A 21,488-nucleotide genomic window follows, 5' to 3' on the forward strand; every position below is an offset into this window, starting at 1 on the left:
AATGGGGCAACGACTCAAACCATAACTGTAAATACAAGTGGAAACTATTCAGTAGTTGTTACCGACGCCAATGGTTGTTCAGCAACGGATGATGTGAATGTTACTGTTCATCCAAATCCGGTTGTAAACCTTGGTTTAGATCAAGAAAGCTGTGCTGGTGGAACAATTACCTTGGATGCCAGGAATCCTGGGGCAACTTACCTGTGGTCAAACGGTGAAACCACACAAGACATTACAGTATCAACTTCAGGAAACTATTCAGTAGTTGTAACAGATGCAAATGGTTGTTCTGCAACAGATGATGTAAATGTAACGATTCATCCAAATCCGGTTGTAAACCTTGGTTTAGATCAAGAAACCTGTGCTGGTGGAACAATTACCTTGGATGCCGGGAATCCTGGGGCAACTTACCTGTGGTCAAATGGAGCAACCACTCAAACCATAACTGTAAATACAAGTGGAAATTATTCAGTAGTAGTAACCGACGCCAATGGTTGTTCAGCAACGGATGATGTGAATGTAAATATTTTGCCATCTTTTGAATTTGATTTGACTTACACGACCAATTTAGTTTGTCATGGTGATTCAACTTATATAGAAGGTCCTGATGTTGCTGGCTATAAATATCAATGGAGTAAAGATGGAATTGATATTGCAGGAGCAAACGAATATTCAATTACCATTGGAGAATCTGGCAGATACAACTTGCAAATAGTAAACTTAGAAGGGTGTATTGCTGAAGATGGGATAGATGTAGAGATTATTCAATTGCCAAACTCACCATTGCCAAATCGAGTAGATATGTGTTATGGGGAATCTGTAAAATTAGATATTGGTGAAGGAGTTGACTTTTTATGGAGTGATGGTGTTACGACACAGACTAGACAAGTGTCTGAAGCAGGAATTTACCATGTGAAAGTTCAGGATATAAATGGTTGTATTGGAAACGATTCTGTTGAAGTTGTAGTGCATGATTTACCAATTGTTGATCTAGGACCTGATTTGTATATCTGTGAAGGAGAGGAATTAATTTTGGAAGCTCCAGAGGGATATTATACGGAATGGATTCCTGGAGGAGAAACAAGGGCAATTTATGTGTATGAGGAAGGTAACTTTATTCTTCGAACAGCTGATGAGTTTGGTTGCACCGGAGAAGATGATATCAATATTTTCGTGCATAAAAATCCGGATGTTTACTTGGGTAGAGATACTGTGATTGCTGAGGGAACATCTATTATTCTTGATGCAGGAAGCGGATATGTAGAATATGAGTGGAGCAACCAGGAAGATTCACAATATTTAAAAGTAGAAAAGGATGGAGAATATGCAGTAAACGTTGTAGATATTAATGGCTGTAGGGGTAATGGAAAAGTTAAAGTAGCTGTTAATCCAAGACCATCGATTAATTTAGGCGGAAGTGCTGGTATTTGTGAAGGAACTGCATTGATGTTGGATGCAGGAAATTGGGAAAGGTACTTATGGAGTACTGGAGATACAACAAGAACTATTACTGTAAACAAAACTGGTGATTATACCGTACAAGTTTGGGATATGTATGGAATAATGGGAACTGATATAATTAGTGTTGAAGTATATCCAGTACCAGAGGTTAGTATTGCTTCTGATACTTTAAGCATGTATAAAGGTCAGACTTTGACCTTAGATGTAGGATCTGGTTATTCTGCTTATTATTGGAATACCGGATCTGATTGGAGAAGTATAGAAGTTGATGATGCAGGAGATTATAGCGTACAGGTTGAGAATGAATTTGGTTGTATTGCTCAAGCTTCAATTGCAGTTAAATTATTGGAGCCTAAAATGGTTGTACCAAATGTATTTACACCCAATGGTAAAGGTCCAAATGAAATATTTTATCCGGTTTTCAAAGGAATCGTAACTGATTTTGAAATGTATATTTATACACGTTGGGGGGAGCAAGTGTTTAAACTTGAAAAGGATATGGTTGCCAATAATGAGTTGAAACATGAAGGGTGGAATGGAACTTATAAAGGTAAGGATTCCGAGATTGGAGTTTACGTTTGGATCATCTTTTATGAAGGGAAAGAAAGAGGACACGGAACAGTAACACTGTTTAGATAATGATCGGAAAAGAACTGAAAATATTAACACTATTAATTAGCATGATGAGTGCTCTCAATATTTATTCACAGGATGTTGAGTTCTCGCAGTTCTATGCAAATAAGGTTTATTTAAATCCAGCATTTGCAGGTTCTGATTTTGATGCTCGTGTTGCTATGAATTATAGGAATCAATGGCCTGAAATCAGTTCTGCATATGTGACTTATAGTGTTTCTTACGATCAGTATGTAAATCCACTAGGTGGTGGTGTAGGATTACAGGTGATGCAAGATGAACAGGGAGATGGAACGATTAGTACAACCACAATAAGTGGAATGTATGCTTATACTCTAAGAATATCAAGGAGTTTGGCTATTAAAGCAGGCTTTCAAACCTCTTTTATTCAAAGAAAATTGAATGATTCGAACTTTACCTTTCCTGATCAAACGGATGAATTTTATATTAATGGTTTAATTAGTCCGTTTACAGGGGAAAGTGCAATTGATCATCTTAGCCGCAATTATATTGATTTTTCATCAGGTTTAATAGCATCTTATAAAAATTGGTTTATTGGTTTTGCTGCTCACCATTTAACTGAGCCTGATGAAGCTTATAAGGAGGAGAGTGATTATTCTAAATTGCCAAGAAAATATACTTTTCATTGTGGAGTTAATGTACCTGTTTTTAGAAGAGGTTTGCATCAGACTGATATTGGGTTAGCACCTAATTTTCTTTATCAGCAGCAGGGAACAAATAAGCAATTAAATTATGGACTATATTTGTCGAAAGGATCTTTTATTGTAGGCATGTGGTATCGCGATAACCTTGAATTAGAATATGATGCGGTTATTCTGCAATTGGGCGTAATGAGAGATTGGTGGCAAGTGGCTTATAGTTACGATAAAACTATTTCAAAATTGATTCATACAAATACAGGTGCTCACGAGATCTCATTTTTAATGAGATTTAAAAATAGTAGAAGAAATAAAACCAGTTGTAGGGAAATTGCATTAAGAAGAAGAAGACAAGTTGGAAGAATTAAATGTCCTCATTTCTAAATCATTTCGTTTATCAAGCTTAGTAAATTTTTCTTGATAATTGGTTTTGCAATATAACCATCAAATCCAGAGTCCATTATTTGTTCTTTCTCGTTTGCCAGTGCATAAGCAGTTTGAGCGACAATTTTAATTTCAGGATTATCCTTTTTAATCAATTTTAAAGTATCATATCCATTTAATTCTGGCATTTGAAGATCTAATAAGACCAAATCAAAATGTGAAGAACCACATTTTTTGATAGCAGTAAGTCCATTATCTGCCGATGACATGCTTACTCCAGTAGATTGAAGCATTTGCTTTATCAATGTGATGTTTACATTGTAATCATCAACAATGAGTATTTTTTTACCTGTTAAATCTTTATTAACACCATTTCTACTCATTTTCTTAATAGGTGAAGAGCTCGATTTATCATCAACTATGTACGGGATGCTAACAAAGAAACTACTCCCTACATCCTCAGTTGATTCTACCCACATGTCACCATTTAGCAATTCTGATAACTTTTTAGAAATGGATAGTCCTAAACCAGTTCCTCCGTATCTTCTGGCATGAGAATCATCTGCTTGACGAAATCTGCTGAATATTATTTTTTGTTTCTCTGAAGAGATTCCAATTCCTGTATCTTCAACTGTAAAAATAAGTTTGCTTTCATTTAATTGATATGAGACATGAATACTTCCCTTTTCGGTAAATTTTAAGGCATTTTCCACCAAGTTTGTGATGATTTGCTTCAGTCTTAAAGGATCTGTGTAGATAACAGATTCTGAATCCTCCAGGCCTTTAGTAAATTTTAGTTCAATATGATCTCTACTCTTACTGGTTTTTATCTTTTCAAAAGTGTGATAAAGTTCGTCGAACAGTTGATTAAGACAGTAATAAGTTTTGGAAATTTTAAGTTTACCAGACTCAATTTTTGAGAAGTCAATAATATCATTAATAAGATTTAATAGTGAATTTCCACTGTTTCTAATATGGATAAAAAACTGTTGTCGGGTTTCAAAAGGCAAATCATCTTCTTGCAATAATTCAGAAAAACCAATGATTGCGTTCATTGGAGTACGAATTTCGTGTGACATATTCGCCAAAAAGGATGATTTTAGTCGATCAGATTCTTCTGCTTTTTCTCTTGCAATTTGAAGTTCATTTTCTTTTTGGGTTCTGATATCAATCATACGATTGATGGTTGTTCCCATATCTTGAAATTCAGAAAAATGAAGTTCGTCAATATCTACCTTATACAGTTGGGTGGATGCCTTTCTAAAGAAATTGTTGATTGAGGTGAAATTCTGTTTCATTTTAACAGAAATGGTCTTCGATGTAATATAGATAATCACAATTGCAATTACAATTAACAATACAATCTGTAGAATGTACTTTCGGACATTACCTCTTAACTCGTTTCTGGCAATTTCAATATTTTTATCCAGTTCACTTGTGTTTACACCTGCACCAATGATCCAATCCCATTCTTTAATGAACTTTACGTATGAAATTTTTTCAGAATCTTCTGTGTTAGGTAGTTTGTAATTTACAAAAACCGATTTATCCAGCTTGGCCGCATTGATTAATCGTTTTACATTTTCGCGACGTATCTTGTTGCTGTAGTCCTTGAAATTTTTTCCAATACTGGCTGAATCGGCATGTAGTAAACATGTACCATCTTTTTTATAAACAAAGAAGTAGTTGTCTTGATTCATGTTTATCTGACTTATGCGAATAAGTGTTTCCTTCTGAATTTCAGGTTGAAGATCATCTAAGTAAGCAAAGCTTCCAAAATACCAATTGTATGGAGCAAACTTCTTAATATAAGAGATTTTAGTATACGCATTGTACTTATTTTTCACCTCTTTACTGTTCACATATTTTGTAAAACCACTATCCTTGTATTTTATCAATTCTACTTCATTCTTAACGATGTAATTACCATTGATATCTTTGAAATTGATTAAGCTTTTGTTTTCATTTTCTTTCGATAGTGGATATAGAATACCTTTGCCACTTAAATTATTGATAAAAATATAACCTCTGTCATTGGTAAATCGCAATGGAGAAATGGCTTCTTTAATGCGTTTTTTTATTTCAACATCACTTAGTTTTCCTTTGTTTTGATTGTAAATGTAAATGGCGATGGAATGTGCTTGATCCACAAAATTCTGAAGTCTATTTTTTAATCTTGATTCAGATCTTGTGTTTTGGTAATTAATGAAATCGATACATTCATTAGACTTGCTTACTAAAATATCTTTCTGTTCTTCAATGTAATCCTTTTTAAGATTCTCTGATTCAGTATTGAATTCATTAAACTTGGTATATATCCAAATTCCACCAAATCCGACCAGAAATGTAATAGTCAGAACTAAGAACAGCATAAAATAGGCTCTACTTATACTTGTTTTATTTTTGATAGTTTTGCTAGGGGTTGAATTCATATTGCTATTACGAAATCAAATTTGGAATTGGCTAAGTATCTGATTAAAAATAGGATTAAAAAATTGAAATCCAAGATCAATTTCATTCTTTATATTGTCATCTACAGGTAATCCGTCAAAATCATTATTGTCTTTTATTTTGTTGAGAATTCCAGTATTGTACCTCTTTACTTTTTGATTGATTACAAAATGGGGAATTGTATGATATTCTGCTTTTAACCTGAATTGATTTTCCTTAATTAGTCCATTTATCATTAAGAAATTGTATAAGTCGAGGAAATGAATCGATGATTTTGCAAGGAATACACGCAATTCAAAATTAATTGAAAGAGGAATTTCATAGTAGAATGAAAAATTGTCACTTTTATTTTGACGATATTCAATGATAACTCTGTTTTTATTGACGTTTACATGGTCAAACTCAAAATTCCATTCCAATTCAGGAATGTGTTTAAACTCTTTTTTTATGGCGTAAAGAGTTATTAATCTTGGATATGCTGTGTATGTAAAGTTTTGATTATGTGCAAACAATTCAAAGGCTTTCTTGATATTTACTTTTTCTAAGTTCAAAAGCATATTTAATCTTGTTTAAGTTATCAGATTGGCAAAGTTAGTTTATTGTTTAAATCTATTATTCTAGTTTATCCTGTTTTGTAATAGAATTAAGAATTCTTTTTACGATGTTTTTGTTGATATGTTTGTTTAAATATTGATATATAATGATTTTGGTTGGAAATTTTAAGGGATCGCGATGTGCCAATGTAACTTGACACATTTGACACCTTAATTTTCCTTGTATAATTATTATAATTGTATTATGAACCTAGTTATCAAAACACAACTAACTATTTTATTTCTTTTTTTAGCTGCTTTTAAAGGAATTGCCGCTTATAGTTCAACAGGTGATTTTACTCAACTGGATGGATTACCATGTAATAGTGTAAATCATATTTTTGAGGATTCCAGAGGGATGATTTGGCTAGCAACAGATGCTGGACTATGTGAGTTTAATGGCTTTGAGGTAAAATATAGAAAAGAATTAAATCGCTTGCAAGGTGAAAAGGTAACCAGTATTACGGAGAATAAAAATGGAAACTTAATAATAGCCGCGACAGGGGTTGGAGTATGTGAATTTGATGGAGAACATTTGGAGGTCATTTCTACGCAGGAAAATAACGAATTATATGATATTCGTTCGGTTAATGTGTTGGATAATAAACTAATTGTAGGAACTTCAGATGGCATTTACTTATCTAATGTTCTAGATACACTTGGTGAATTTTCTTTAGTAAAAGGGACGAAAGAATTAAATGTTTTAGAGGCTGTATCAAATAATAATGCAGTGGTCATTTTTCCTAAATTAGAGCAAAAGGCTTATAAATTTGAATCAGGTAGTTTTTCAAAAATAGTTAATGGAAAACTTCAGATTCTGGAATTTGGAAAACGGTTTTATGGAGAACTTGAAGTAGGGCAACAAGTATCACTAATTGTGGATAGTCAAAGAATTCGATGTGATGTATTAAATGTTTTGTCTAATCAGAACGAAAGAGTTGTTTTGCTGCGTTACTTTAAAAATGGATTGCAGTTTAGAAAGTTAATTTCTATAAGAAATAATATTTGTGTAGATCTTCTTGCGGAGAACGATTTGGATGATATTTTTGTTCAATGTGTGTTTAAGCATAGTTTAATGGGGGATATTTGGTTAGGGACTAAAAATCATGGCCTAATCAGTTTGAAGCAATCAATATTTAAGTTATATGATGTATCATCTTTAATACCATCTTGTAATGAAATTATAGATTTGCTTTCGTATTCAGATGGTTCAGTAGTTGTAGCAGGAAGAAATGGTATTGCAAAAATTAAGAATGAAAAAGTAATAATATCCATAAACCAGAAAGAGTTTCTCAAATTACTTCCAAATTCGAAGAAGAAAAAAGAGCTTATTATTAATGATATTGAACTAAAAGGCAATATGATTTGGGTTGCCACTAATTGTGGTTTTTATACTTGGAATTGTAAGTCTTTTTTGCTGACCTATAAAAATATATCTGTTGCTAGGAACTTCATAATTACATCAAATGGAAATTTGTTTTGTTATAACGGATCTCAGTTTTTCACTTGTGGGATAAATGATGATTCTGTAGATACAAAGTGGAATTTATCAAAAGGAGAGGAAGTTGAAATAACCAAAATAATTGAGTTTAATTCCTACATCTGGGTAGCAACAGAAACTCATGGAATTTATCGATTTGGAGAGAATAAAGTCAAAAAATTTGGTCGAAATAATATTGGAATTCATAATGTTGTTAATGATATGCTTGTTTTACCAGATTCATGTGTAATTGCAGGTGGTAATAACGGCATTGTCTACAAGTTGAAAATTGAAGGAGATGAATTAGTCATTATAGATTCTCTTGACCAGGGTGATGGGTTGGAAGGTATTTCTGTTCATGGATTTCAATATCATAAAGATGGTTCTATTTGGTGTGGAACCAATTTAGGAGTACATAGGTTTGAATACAAAACGTGGCACCCAGATTCTGTTGTGAAATATAGATTTTGGAATGCAAATAAAAAAGTAGAGTTTAGGGGAAAAGAATCAGTTGTTGATGAATATGATAACATATGGGTGAAGTCGAATTATGCTGTAATGAAAATAGAAGCCAATGATTTCATTAGTGATAATGCAGCTTATAAACCAACTTTATTGGAAGTAAAGGTGAAAGATAGCAATTGGAGATTTAAAAAATCAGAATTTGATAAATGGACAAAAACACCTAATAATCCTATTCATCTAAGTTACGATGAGAATTATTTTAGACTGCATTATGGTATGTTGTATTGTGATGCATTGGAAAATATCAGGTATCGATATAGATTGGTAGGTTTGGATAACCATTGGTCGGATTGGGTAAAGTCGAATGAAGTGGTTTATTCAAATTTGAGAGGAGGAGAATATATCTTTGAGATTGAAGCCAGGAAGTTGAGTTCTGGAAAGATTGGAAAATATTCAATTGATATAATCCTTGAAATTGCATGGTGGAAAACCGTTTGGTTTTGGTTACTAATTATTAGTATTCTAGGTGCACTAACTTACTTTGCCCTTAATCTTTTTAAATCAAGAGTTAAACTTGAAGAAAAGCAAAGAACTAAGCAGTTTAATAGAGTTATTGGTTTAAAAATCCGAGCATTGCAGCATCAGCTTGATCCTCACTTTATTTTTAATTCACTCAATTCTATTCAAAGTTATATTCTTGAGGATGATGAAGATAAAGCTTTGGAGTACTTATCAGATTTTTCGATGGTTCTAAGAAATAACATAAAGAACGCCAGTAAAAACCTGATATTATTAAGTGAGGAGGTGGCTTATTTAAAATTATATCTGAAGCTGGAGCAAATGCGATTTGAAGAGAAATTTACATTTCAGATCAACTTGGATGACAAAATAAACTCATTGGGTATTAAGATTCCACCTATGTTGATTCAACCATTTTTAGAGCATGCCATAAGAAATGGAATTAGTAAACTTGACCGAATGGGGAAGATCGTAATCCGTTTTATTTTGGAAGATGATGGCTATCTAAAATGTGAAATTACAGACAATGGATTAGGCAATCGAAAAATCGATCTAACAAATGCTGAATCGGAAATAGTAAAAGGTAATTCACTGCAGATAACCTGCGATAGAATGAAATTACTCAATAAGGTTTTAACTAATGGTAGAACTTACTCTTATCAGATAAATGAATGTGTTGATTCTAAAACAAATTTTTCTGGTGTGAAAACAGTTTTGGGATTCCCTAAATTGGAATTGTAATAATGCCTTAGTTATATAGGTTTTCTTGAACCATTTTGTCATAAGCCTCAAAAATATCGAAAAGCAATGGGTGCTCTATCGAAAAACTTATTGAATTGATTCTATTTATTGGTAATACCATAGGCGATGTACCAGTTAAAAAAGCTGCTTCGTATTGTGGAATTTCCTCATATGCAATGGATCTGTAATGGATTGGAATATCAAGCTGATCTGCAATTTTTAAGACTTTACTTCGAACTATGCCATTAAGCACTTCATTGTCTGGTGAAGTATATAGGGCATTATCTTTAATAAAAAATAAATTGGAACGACTTCCTTCCGTAATATTACCAAGTTTGTTCAGAAGAATGACTTCAAAAATATCCGCTTCAGCAATAAGATTATTGGTTTTTGAACGCAATTTGTGATTGTAGACTTTAGCTGTTGGAGTTGGTCTTTCTGCCTGGTGAATTAGAGTTCTAACTCCATTTTTGTATTGAGATGCAGTTGGATAGGAATGTTTAACGAAATAGGCATAGAAATTTTTTACTTTACCCTCAAAATTAAATACCAACTTAATATTTCCTTCTTCGCAGTCGTTTTTTTCTACTAAAGTTTTTATACATCTCTGGAGTTGGTCAAAGTTGTACATTATTTCCAAACCTACTTTTTTCGATGATTTTGTAAGTCGGGAATAATGTTCGCAAAGAAAAACTGCTTTACCAGATATAATTCTTACCACTTCATACAAGGAAGTTCCTTTCAAAAGATAAGAATCTTTAAAATTCTCAGATGCTTTAAGTTTATCGTTGTGTAGGTATAAATATTGGAAACATTCACTCATACTCGTATCGCCTCTAATCAGATCAGTAATATTGCAAAATAAGTGTTATTTGCCAGTATATCCAATTCCAAACAAATAATTTAAACAAGACCATAGGGTAGTAGTTTGTTCAGTTTAATTTGTATTTTAGCATGTATCAAATAAAAAACATCATATATGGCAAGTAAAAAAGAGTTCAAAAAAGATGTGAATTTTCTTACTAATGAAATAGTAATGAGAGGAATGATTCATCTTGAATTTTTCGGAGATAAAAATTCTGATCAGATTTTTGAAATAATGAATAGCGCAGTTAGTTCGAGAAATGATTATATCGCAAGAATTAATGATAGGTTGACAGGAAAAAATGCTAAGGAAATTAAAGCGCATTTCAAATCGATTTACGACGATTTATTAAAATCAACCCATGATTTGCTGGAAAAAATTGATGGACTTGATATACAGGTAAAATAAAAACAAAAAGGAGTTTGAATATTCAAACTCCTTTTTGTTTTATTCCATATTTGAGCTTAGGGTTTTCTGAAAGTTCCTACACCAGTAAGGATGGCTTTGGCTATTTGTTCTTCTTCGCCTCCTTCACTTTGCGATAAATGCCACATGGTATGAATTACAGGTCCCATTTCATCAAGCTCAAAGCGTCCGGTCCAGCAAGCTAATGATCCATACTTTCCGAAGTCTACCATAAAAGCAATTACATTGTTATTGATTTTTCCACTAATTTCAAACTTTTCTTCAAAACTAGGTTGGCCAATGGCAGTTTGAAAGGTTCCACTTACACGGTTATCAATTACAGCTAAATCCATTTCGGAATTGTATTGATTTCTCCATTTTCCATTCAAATTAATTGTCATGTTGTTAAGGTTTAAAGGTGACTTAATTTCTTTTGTATACTGAAGTTAGTTCGAAATAATTAATCATCAAAATTAAATGAACTACTTGTACATATATTTTTCCTTAAGACCAGCCGAATTTACATAGCCTCTGTACATTCCTGAAGTATTCATTTTCATGGCTGGATTGCCATATTTATCTAATGCAACAAAACCACCTAAACCATTAATTTGATTTAATTTCTCTAACACGATATTTGTAGCATTATCCAAGCTTAAGTTTTGATATTCCATTAAAGAAGAAATGTCCCTGGCAATTCCTAATCTAATAAAGTATTCCCCATGACCAGTACAGGATACTGCGCAAGTTTTATTATTTGCATATGTGCCAGCTCCTATTATTGGAGAATCACCAATTCGTCCGAAGCGCTTATTGGTCATTCCCCCTGTTGATGTTCCTGCAGCCAAATTTCCCTCCTTGTCTAAAGCTACACAGCCAACAGTACCATGCCTGTCTGTTCTTTTCATTTCACGTTCTTTATTCAATATTTGCTGCAAATAATTCCACCTGCGTTCTGTGAAAAAATATGAACTATCCACTATTGTAAGCCCTTCTTGCTTGGCAAATATTGAAGCTCCTATACCACTTAACATTACATGTTCAGAGTTTTCCATCACTTTTCGGGCAGCACTAATTGGATTTTTAATATTACCAACACCAGCAACCGCTCCTGCATTCAGGTCTTTTCCCCACATAATTGAAGCATCGAGTTCGTTTTTCCCAGAATGGGTAAATACAGAACCTTTACCAGCATTAAAAAGTGGAGAATTTTCAAGTACATGTATGGTAAGCTCAACGGCATCAAGTGCTGATCCTCCGTTTTTCAGAACAGAATCTCCTACACTTAAGGCTTCATCCAATTTGTTGAAGTATTCTTTTTCTCGCTCGGGACTCATGTTTTTCTTAAGAATAGTACCAGCACCACCATGAATACACAACGCATATTCCAATTTCCCAGGTTCTTTGGGTGAGTTATTACATGAAATGATTAGAAATAAAAGTAGTGTTGATAAGAGTAGGGTTAAGTTTTTCATGATTGGTTTCTTTTGGGTAAAAAAATAGTGTCAAAAAAGCTTTGACACTAAATTAGTTTTTTGAGTGGGATTATCATTTTATATCTGAAGAAACTTAATTCTTCTTAGGCATATTTTTTTTAATAATGGCCAACAATTCTTCCTCAGTATATGGTTTGGAAATAAAGGCATCACAACCGGCTTCGGACATTTTATTACTTTCGTCTCGAAAAGCATAAGCAGACTGGGCTACAATAGGAACTGAAGGGTTCTTCTTTTTGATTTCTCTTGTAGCTTGATATCCATTGATTTTAGGTAACTGGATATCCATAAGAACCAAATCAAAATGGTTGTCCTGAAATTTTTCAACGGCTTCTAAACCATCTTGCGACCATGTAACATTTGCATTTACTTTTTTAAGAACCTCATTGATGTATAAGAAATTTGATTCAATATCTTCGGCAACAAGGATATTTTTACCTGAAAAATCAAGAGGATTATTTTCGTAACTTATGATTTTGTTTTGTATAATGGTTTCGTCATCAATTACAAATTCAACAAAGAATTTACTTCCTTTATCAGGATCAGAAGTAAACCATATTTTACCTCCAAGTAATTCAGTTAAACTTTTCGAGATGGTTAACCCCAGACCTGTTCCACCATGTTCAGCTCCGTTATTGCTTGCTTGTCTGAATCGATCATATATTAAAGCTTGATCTTTATATGGAATTCCAATCCCTGTATCTTTTACAAAAAATCTTAAATGATTTTCAATAATCTCAATACCGAAATCGATTCTTCCTTTGTTAGTGAATTTTAAGGCATTTCGCAGCAGATTAATCAAGATTTGTTTTAGTCTAATTTGATCAGAATGAATAGAGATATTCTCAATTCTTTCAGGAATGTGCAGATTGATTTTAACATCGGTTTTGCCATTTTTTATTTTTTGTTCTTCGAATACTTGTCGAAGTTCTTCAAGAACAGGATATACATAGAAGGTAGACTTATTAATCTTAAGCTGTTTCGATTCAATCATTGAAATATCAATGATGTCGTTGACCAAAGTTAGAAGGATGTGTCCATTATCATTGATAATATTTGTATAATACTGATGTTTCTCTTTAGAATTGGTAAATGCCATTAATTTCGAGAAGCCAATAATAGCATTCATAGGAGTTCGAATTTCGTGAGACATATTAGCCAGAAATGAAGTTTTTAATCTATCGGCTTGCTCTGCTTTTTCTTTTGCTTTTAGCAATTCCAGAGTTCGGATTTTTACCAAACTTTCAAGGTTTTTTTGATGATCAGCTAGAAGAGATTCCGCATTTTTTCTTTCCTCGATTTCAAGATTTAAATTTTTGTTCGACTTTTTGGCAATGATATAAAATCGGTAAACGACTCCCGAAAAAAGAATGATTAAGCCAACAATAACAATAAGAAAAGTGTTAGTTAGCCTCTCTTTTTTTAGTTTTTCTTCTTTTAAGAATTGCTCTTTGGCGTGTAACTGTACAAGATTTTCTCGCTTTTCTTTTTCATTTTGCATTTGAATCCAACCAATTCTGTTTTCTGCCTGAGCATTGTACAGTTGATTGTAAACATTTACATATTCTTTATAATATTTGAGTGATTGATTGTAATCGTTCTTTTCCTCGAAAATGTCAGAAAGATTGCGATAGTTCTCAGCAATTAAGGTCTTACGATTTATCTTTTTGGCTAAATTCAAGCTTTTTTTCAAATAATGAATGGCTTGATTGACATCTTTTTTTTCTCTGGATAGTGCAGCTAGGTTATTGTAAACAGAACCTAAGCCTCCTAAGTTACCTGTGCTTTTATTAATTTCAATCGATAAATTTAAATAAGCTTCAGCCTTGTTAAAATTTTGTTTCTTGATATAAATGAGTCCAATATTGGTATAACAAGAAGCTATGCCTTTTAGGTTATCAATTGATTTTTGAATTTGAAGTGATCTTTCGTAATTGGAAAGGGCTAGATCAAAATCTTTTAATTGTAGATGCGCATTTCCAATTAGTCGAAACACATTTGCAGTTCCTTTGGCATATCCTATTTGATTATTTAAGGCTATTGCCTTGTTGTAGTTTTCTATGGCAAGTTTGTAATCACGCATAGCATAGGAAATCAAACCTAAATTTTCATAGCATTTTGCGATGTTCTTCTTTGACTCTAATTCTTTAAAAAGCTTTAATGCTTTGTGTTGATATTCAATTGCCTTATCGTTTTGATTCATTGACTGGAATACTTCTCCCATTCCCATGTACGAACTGGCCATTCCATTTTTTGACTCAAGTTCGAAACTCAAATTCAACGACTTGGTGAATAATTCAATAGCTGTATTTCTGTTGCCCAAAGTATTCTGTAATGCAGCGAGTTGATTTAAGCTGTATGCAATATTTTTAATTAAATTGTTTTCTTCGCCAAGTTGTAAAGCCTTGTTAAAATATTCTATGGCATAATCTGTTTTGTTGATTTCCTTATAGGTTGTTCCAAGTGCGTTTAGAGAGTAGCAAATTCCCGAGGTGTTTTTGTATTTTTTATTTAAATTAAGTGCTTTCAAGTAGAATGTTAAAGCCTCGGTATAATGGCAGGTTTCTAATTGAAGATTTCCCAGAGCATTATAACTGTAGGCATATGACAGTGTGTCGCGATGTTTCTTTTTTAGTTCTAAACTTTTATTGTAAAAACTATCAGCTTTAGCGTAATTACATTTTCTAAGATTTAACTCTCCGTAATAGCTGTATAGGAAACTGATTCTAGTTGTATCACTTACACTTTCCCAGTAATCAAATGATGTATCAAAGCAATTTTGTGCTTTTTCCATATCTCCTCGGTAAAGATAAATACGCCCCATTAACTCATTTGCAAATGCAAATTTGTCCATTTGTTCTGCTTCCAGAGATTTATCTGCTAATAGTTTTGCTGTTGCTAATGCTTTGGGATTACTTTTGTAATAGTAGGATTCGGCCTCAAAATATAATTTATTTAAATCCGATATTACTGCTTTTTTGCGAAAAGGTTCAGAATCGGGGGTAGAATAGCTGTGTGTTGCAATAACAACGCATACAAGCAATAATAGTATGTTCTTCATTCGTCGGGGCATAAGAATGTTCAGATACTTTAAGATTAATTATCAGATATGGTGATTCAGAGAGTTAGGCTCAAAGTTGTCATGCAAATTAAACGTAATAATTAATTAATTATTGCAACATGTCAAAGGTAAAGAATGCCTGGCAGATTGATGTTAAATAAAGTGTTGTTTTTGAGAGAAAGAATAATGTTAGGTGTGAATGACTTTTTTTACATTACGGATAGCAATTCATTTTATTCCTATTATCTTTGCGGATTCAGATTGAGGGACTTAATATGAATTGATTTTGTTTAAAAAGAGCAAATGAATGGCAAGTCCGGTTTTAAGGATGAAATTGAAGTAGAATTCGAAATACAGAATTTCCAAATGAGTATTGAAAGTATTATTAAAAGCAAAGTAGTTGAGGCCGTAAATTCATGTTACGGACAAGGTATTGAGGAGAAAACCGTTCAGATTCAGAAAACCCGAAGAGAGTTCGAAGGTGATTTAACTGTTGTTGTTTTTCCATTCCTGCGCTTTTCTAAAAAGTCACCAGAGGAAACAGCAAATGAACTTGGGCAGTTTTTAACTGAAAATATCGAGGCGGTATCAGCATTTAATGTTGTGAAAGGGTTCTTGAATTTGGTAATTGATAATTCACACTGGATTTCTGTACTGAACGAAGCTGTAAAAACAGAAAACTACGGATTTACGCCATTAGCAGAAGGTGCTAAAAAGGTGATGATTGAGTATTCATCTCCAAATACAAATAAACCACTTCACTTGGGACACATTCGTAACAACCTGTTAGGATATTCGGTTGCCCAGATTTTAAAGGCCAACGGTTACGAAGTAATCAAGGTAAACCTGGTAAACGACCGTGGTATCCACATCTGTAAGTCGATGTTGGCTTGGTTGCGTTTTGGCGAAGGAGAAACTCCTGAGTCAACAGGAATTAAAGGTGACCACTTGGTAGGTAAATACTATGTGAAATTCGATCAGGAATACAAGAAAGAAATTGAAGCTCTTGTGGCGGAAGGAATGGAAGCTGATGAAGCCAAAAAGCAAGCTCCACTTTTGTTAGAAGCTCAGGAAATGTTGCGTAAGTGGGAGGCAGGCGATGAAGAAACTGTTGCTCTTTGGCGCAAGATGAACGACTGGGTTTTAGAAGGTTTCGATATCACTTACAAAAAAATGGGTGTTGATTTCGATAAGGTTTATTTCGAATCAGATACTTATAAGAAAGGGAAAGCAATTGTTGAAAAAGGATTGGCTGATGGCGAGTTGTATCAAAAAGATACAGGTTCAGTTTGGGCTAACCTTGAAGCAGATGGCTTAGATCATAAATTATTGCTTCGTGATGACGGAACTTCAGTATACATGACTCAGGATATTGGAACAGCTTTTGAGCGTTTCGACGAGTTCAATATCGACGAGCATGTTTACGTTGTAGGTAACGAGCAAAATTATCATTTCCAGGTATTGTCCTTAATTCTTGGCAAGCTTGGATATGAGTGGCACGATAAAATTCAGCACTTATCATACGGTATGGTTGAATTGCCTGAAGGTAAAATGAAATCGCGTGAAGGTACTGTTGTTGATGCCGACGATTTGATGGAAGAGATGGTAAATACTGCACGCGAAACTTCTAAAGAGCTTGGTAAATTGGAAGGTTACTCTGAAGAAGAAGCTGAAGATGTATACGAAAAAGTAGCAATGGGTGCATTAAAATACTTTATCCTTAAAGTTGATCCTAAGAAAAACATGATGTTTAATCCTAAGGAATCTATAGACTTTAATGGGAATACAGGTCCATTCATTCAATACACTTATGCTCGTATTCAATCGGTGGTAAAAAAAGCAATTGACACAGGATTTGAAATTCCTGAAGCAGCTTCGTCTAATTTGAACATCTCTGAAAAAGAATCATTCCTAATTCAGATGGTTGCAAATTACCCAACAGTTATTAAGGAAGCTGGAAAAGAAACCAGCCCTGCTCAAATCTCGAACTATGTATACGACTTAGTGAAGGAATACAACCAATTCTATCACGATCATCCAATCGCGAAAGAGGAAAATACCGATCTAAGAGCTTTCCGTTTAGTACTTTCTAAGCAAATCGGAGAGATCATAAAATCAGGTATGAGCCTGTTGGGAATTGGTGTTCCGGAAAGAATGTAATTTTAATAATACATGATATTTAAAAGCAGATCTTCAATTTGAGGATCTGCTTTTTTATTATCCATTTTTCACCTCACCCTAACCCTCTCCTTTGAGGAGAGGGAATTGAAACTGCCAAGTTTTAAGCATAGTGAATTACTTGCAGAATACTCCCCTTCTTCCCAAGGAGAAGGGGTAGGGGATGAGGTGATTTATAAGAGAATAGTTGAAAGGATAAATATATAGCATTGGATTTACCATAGTTGCATGTAGTTGTAGAGACGGCATTAATGCCGTCTTTACTTGATTATATACCAAATGTTGTATGGGTATAAAAAGCGGTATTGTATTTGGTGCAATGTAACCTTCAACCTCGCATTTCAATTTGTTTACATTTTTCGTGACTTTTCTTCCTGATTCACTTTAGCTATACGCATATTTTTTTATTTTTGCAGGGAAATATAAATACGTAGAATAATGTTTGAAAATCTTAACGAAAGACTTGAGCGATCGTTCCAGATATTAAAGGGACAGGGGAAAATTACTGAAATCAATGTGGCCGAAACATTGAAGGATGTAAGACGCGCTTTATTGGATGCCGATGTTAACTTTAAAATTGCCAAGTCGTTTACCAATACCGTAAAAGAAAAAGCATTAGGACAAAACGTACTTACTGCCTTGAAACCTAACCAGGTGATGGTGAAAATTGTTCACGATGAACTGGCTGAGTTAATGGGTGGAACTCATGTTGATATCAACACTCAGGGAAAACCTGCCGTAATATTAATTGCCGGATTGCAAGGTTCTGGTAAAACCACATTCTCAGGAAAATTAGCGAATTTGTTAAAAACAAAACGCTCTATGAATCCTTTGTTGGTTGCCTGTGATGTTTATCGTCCTGCTGCGATTGATCAGTTGCATGTATTGGGAGAGCAAATTGGTGTTCCAGTATACTCTGATAAAGAAAATAAAAACCCGGTAAAAATTGCCAAAGCTGCTATTAAAGAAGCTAAAGCAAATGGCAACGATCTTGTAATTGTCGATACTGCTGGTCGTTTGGCTATCGATGAGGAGATGATGAACGAGATTGAAGCCGTTAAAAAGTCTATCGATCCAACCGAAACTCTTTTCGTAGTCGATTCTATGACTGGTCAGGATGCCGTGAACACAGCAAAAGAGTTTAACGACAGATTGGATTTCGATGGTGTTGTTCTTACCAAGTTAGATGGTGATACCCGAGGTGGTGCTGCATTATCAATTCGTTCGGTAGTTAACAAGCCAATTAAGTTTGTTGGTACAGGTGAAAAAATGGAAGCACTTGATGTTTTCCACCCTGAACGTATGGCCGATCGTATTTTGGGTATGGGTGATATCGTATCACTTGTAGAGCGTGCTCAGGAACAATTCGATGCTGAGGAAGCTAAGAAACTTCAGAAGAAGATCGCCAAGAACCAATTCAACTTTAACGATTTCTTGTCTCAGATTTCTCAGATCAAGAAAATGGGTAACCTTAAAGATTTGGCTTCTATGATTCCTGGTGTAGGTAAAGCATTGAAGAATATCGATATCGATGATGATGCCTTCAAAGGTGTTGAAGCGATTATCTTCTCAATGACTCCTGCAGAACGTGAAGATCCAAAACTAATTAATGGTTCGAGAAGAAAAAGGATTGCCGATGGTTCTGGTTCTACCATTCAGGATGTGAACAGGCTGATTAAGCAATTCGACGAGACCAGGAAATTAATGAAAATGATGTCGAAAGGCGGAAACATGTCCAGAATGATGGGTAACATGGGACGCAGAAAATAATAAAACCATATACGAAATGCTTGACTCTGCGGTCAGGCATTTTTTTAATAACAAAGCTAACAAACCATGGAATTAATCGACGGGAAAAAGATTTCTAACGAGGTGAAGCAGGAAATTGCTGCCGAAGTTGAACAAATTAAAAAAGCAGGTGGAAAAACTCCACATCTTGCTGCTATGATTGTTGGACACGATGGTGCCAGCGAAACTTATGTTGCTGCTAAAGTAAAAGCTTGTCATGCTGTAGGTTTTGAGTCTTCAGAATTTCGTTTCGAAGATGATATTACAGAAGAGCAACTTTTGGCAGAAATCCGTAAGGTAAACGAGAATGATGACATCGACGGATTGATTGTTCAGTTGCCACTTCCTAAGCACATTTCTGAGACCAAGGTAATCGAAACCATTCGTCCGGAAAAAGATGTTGATGGATTCCACCCTATGAACGTAGGAAAAATGGTAGCTAGCCTTCCAACTTACCTTCCTGCAACTCCGGCTGGTATTGTTGAGTTGTTAAAGCGTTACAATATCGAAACATCAGGTAAAAACTGTGTAGTAATTGGTCGTTCAAACATCGTTGGTACTCCAATGAGTGTTTTAATGTCGCGTAAAGCTGCTTATGGCGATTGTACCGTTACTTTGTGTCACAGTAGAACCAAAAACATTGCAGAAATTACCCGTCAAGCGGATATCGTAATCGTAGCATTGGGAATGAAAGAATTCCTTACAGGCGATATGGTGAAAGAAGGAGCTGTAATTATTGATGTGGGTATTCATCGTGTGAAATCTGACAAAACCAAGTCGGGATGGAAATTACTTGGAGATGTGAAATTCGATGAGGTTGCACCAAAAGCATCATTCATTACTCCGGTTCCTGGTGGTGTTGGACCAATGACTATCGTTTCATTGCTTCAAAATACACTATTGGCAAGTAAGAAAGAGATTTACAAATAGGTCTCAGAATCAAAATATTCAAGCAGGCTTCTAATTTTAGGAGCCTGTTTTTTTATGCTCCTCAGATTTATAATCTGAGGTTATCCGAGTAAGAGATTTATAATCTCACTGATTACTATTGAGATAAATATCTCATACTCCTAACCTGTGAATTTCAAATTCACAGGAGCGATGGTTTCTCTAATACTTATTTGAGTAAAGACAGCATGAATGCTGTCTCTAGCAAGGTCAATTAATCCTTTGTAGTAAATACAAGGCATTGCCTTGTATTTAGTAACTCATAAAGTATAAGCTGACACAGTTTATTGAATAGACCCTCGTTCTACCTGCGACCTGCATCGTTCCGATCACCATCTGCACTGTTCGACCTTCCGTTGGAGTCGTTCGTTCTGCTGTCGGGACTGTTCGATCTACCAATGGAGTCGTTCGACCTGCTATCTGCATCGTTCCGATCACCATCTGAGCCGTACGACCTGCCGATGTTTCCCTCTTTGTTAATAAATGCACCGTGCGACCTGCCAACTGCACGCTCATACCTGCCATCTGCATCGAGAGACCTACCAACTGCACGCTCATACCTGTCATCTGCATCGAGAGACCTACCAACTGCACACTCATACCTGTCATCTGCACGCTCAATGTTGATATCTGCACGCTCATTGTTAATAAGTACAATGCATTTGGTAGGTGTAAGGCTGTATTTATCAGATAGTAAGGCACAGATGACAGAAAAAAGGCTCACAATGGCAGGTAAGAGCATGCAAATGCTCACTCGGAGTGTGTTAATGACAGAATTGACTTTGCCATTGGGTATTAGGAGCTGACTACTGATAGCTAAGAGTTCTGCATTGCTAATGCCTAAGGGAATGCTTTCAATATTACATTCTGTAGAGACGTAGCACTGCTACGTCTTTGCAAATCATATAGTGTAGATTTTGAAAATCATTTCGCTCTGATTAGATTTGCATCATTCAAAACAACAATTATGACACAAGATTTTAAGGATTTAGTCAATTATTACCACGCAAAGAAGATTGAGGGGATGGATTTCTCTCAAATCAGAAAAGAAATGAAAGACAAAGGTGTTGATGAGAATACCATTAAAAGTGTTGTTCGAGAGATTGACAATAAAATTCTTGCAGGAGATGTAAAGAAGTCTGGAAAGCTTGATGCAAGACAATTAAGATTGATAGGTTGGGCACTGATGATAGTTGGAGGTGTTGCTACTTTGGGCTTGTATCTAAAATGGTTCGATCTTAAAGGTTATCACTTCTTAGCCTACGGACCCGTTATAGCTGGATATTTAATGATTGTTGCAGCAAGAAGAGCACAGAAGAAGATCTCATAATTCACATCAGATAATTATGAGAATTAGTCTT

14 protein-coding genes are annotated in these 21,488 nt (G+C 34.5%); 8 read left to right on the plus strand and 6 right to left on the minus strand.

Going from position 1 to position 21,488, the window contains the following annotated elements:
* Together M0051_RS15305 and M0051_RS15310 are read left to right on the plus strand one after the other, a co-directional pair.
* Positions 1-2,100, plus strand: a 2,100-nt coding sequence (locus tag M0051_RS15305) for a gliding motility-associated C-terminal domain-containing protein (protein ID WP_306742375.1), incomplete at its 5' end; no start/stop codon positions are given.
* The gene (locus M0051_RS15310) at positions 2,100-3,137 is read left to right on the plus strand and encodes a type IX secretion system membrane protein PorP/SprF (RefSeq protein WP_306742376.1); all 1,038 of its coding nucleotides are present in this window, start codon (positions 2,100-2,102) and stop codon (positions 3,135-3,137) included. The genes M0051_RS15305 and M0051_RS15310, both read left to right, overlap by 1 nt.
* On the opposite strand, the gene M0051_RS15315 is transcribed toward M0051_RS15310, so the two are convergent.
* On the minus strand, positions 3,134-5,509 hold the full coding sequence (locus M0051_RS15315; protein WP_306742377.1) for a cache domain-containing protein: 2,376 nt from the start codon (positions 5,507-5,509) through the stop codon (positions 3,134-3,136). The two genes, M0051_RS15310 and M0051_RS15315, sit on opposite strands and share 4 nt — an antisense overlap.
* A gap of 75 nt (positions 5,510-5,584) precedes the next feature.
* On the minus strand, positions 5,585-6,145 hold the full coding sequence (locus M0051_RS15320) for a hypothetical protein (RefSeq protein WP_306742378.1): 561 nt from the start codon (positions 6,143-6,145) through the stop codon (positions 5,585-5,587).
* A 241-nt stretch (positions 6,146-6,386) separates the two neighbouring features.
* On the opposite strand from M0051_RS15320, the gene M0051_RS15325 reads away from it, so the two are divergent.
* On the plus strand, positions 6,387-9,386 hold the full coding sequence (locus M0051_RS15325) for a histidine kinase (protein ID WP_306742379.1): 3,000 nt from the start codon (positions 6,387-6,389) through the stop codon (positions 9,384-9,386).
* Positions 9,387-9,393: 7 nt separating this feature from the next.
* Here the strand turns inward: M0051_RS15325 and M0051_RS15330 are convergent, their stop codons facing one another.
* Positions 9,394-10,209, minus strand: a complete 816-nt coding sequence (locus tag M0051_RS15330; RefSeq protein ID WP_306742381.1) for an aminotransferase class IV — start codon at positions 10,207-10,209, stop codon at positions 9,394-9,396.
* Between the two features lie 156 nt (positions 10,210-10,365).
* On the opposite strand from M0051_RS15330, the gene M0051_RS15335 reads away from it, so the two are divergent.
* On the plus strand, positions 10,366-10,659 hold the full coding sequence (locus M0051_RS15335) for a hypothetical protein (protein WP_306742382.1): 294 nt from the start codon (positions 10,366-10,368) through the stop codon (positions 10,657-10,659).
* Between the two features lie 56 nt (positions 10,660-10,715).
* Here the strand turns inward: M0051_RS15335 and M0051_RS15340 are convergent, their stop codons facing one another.
* From M0051_RS15340 to M0051_RS15350, 3 genes are all read right to left on the minus strand, one after another.
* Positions 10,716-11,057 carry an avidin/streptavidin family protein gene (locus M0051_RS15340; protein ID WP_306742383.1) on the minus strand — a complete coding sequence of 114 codons (342 nt, stop codon included), beginning with the start codon at positions 11,055-11,057 and terminating at the stop codon, positions 10,716-10,718.
* A gap of 81 nt (positions 11,058-11,138) precedes the next feature.
* The gene (locus M0051_RS15345) at positions 11,139-12,131 is read right to left on the minus strand and encodes an isoaspartyl peptidase/L-asparaginase family protein (RefSeq protein ID WP_306742384.1); all 993 of its coding nucleotides are present in this window, start codon (positions 12,129-12,131) and stop codon (positions 11,139-11,141) included.
* 94 nt (positions 12,132-12,225) lie between these two features.
* Positions 12,226-15,213 (minus strand): tetratricopeptide repeat protein, encoded by a 2,988-nt coding sequence (locus tag M0051_RS15350; protein WP_306742385.1) that lies wholly within the window; start codon positions 15,211-15,213, stop codon positions 12,226-12,228.
* A 303-nt stretch (positions 15,214-15,516) separates the two neighbouring features.
* On the opposite strand from M0051_RS15350, the gene argS reads away from it, so the two are divergent.
* The 4 genes from argS to M0051_RS15370 all read left to right on the plus strand — a co-directional run bounded on the left by argS (position 15,517) and on the right by M0051_RS15370 (position 21,457).
* Positions 15,517-17,373 (plus strand): arginine--tRNA ligase, encoded by a 1,857-nt coding sequence (argS, locus tag M0051_RS15355; RefSeq protein ID WP_306742386.1) that lies wholly within the window; start codon positions 15,517-15,519, stop codon positions 17,371-17,373.
* 456 nt (positions 17,374-17,829) lie between these two features.
* The gene (ffh, locus tag M0051_RS15360; RefSeq protein WP_306742387.1) at positions 17,830-19,161 is read left to right on the plus strand and encodes a signal recognition particle protein; all 1,332 of its coding nucleotides are present in this window, start codon (positions 17,830-17,832) and stop codon (positions 19,159-19,161) included.
* A 66-nt stretch (positions 19,162-19,227) separates the two neighbouring features.
* Complete coding sequence (folD, locus tag M0051_RS15365; RefSeq protein WP_306742388.1) at positions 19,228-20,109, plus strand: bifunctional methylenetetrahydrofolate dehydrogenase/methenyltetrahydrofolate cyclohydrolase FolD; 882 nt, start codon at positions 19,228-19,230, stop codon at positions 20,107-20,109.
* Between the two features lie 985 nt (positions 20,110-21,094).
* The gene (locus M0051_RS15370) at positions 21,095-21,457 is read left to right on the plus strand and encodes a hypothetical protein (RefSeq protein WP_306742389.1); all 363 of its coding nucleotides are present in this window, start codon (positions 21,095-21,097) and stop codon (positions 21,455-21,457) included.
* The last annotated feature ends 31 nt before the right edge of the window (positions 21,458-21,488 follow it).

The sequence above is a fragment of the Marinifilum sp. D714 genome (assembly GCF_030851345.1).
In the GTDB taxonomy this organism is placed as follows: Bacteria; Bacteroidota; Bacteroidia; order Bacteroidales; family Marinifilaceae; genus Marinifilum.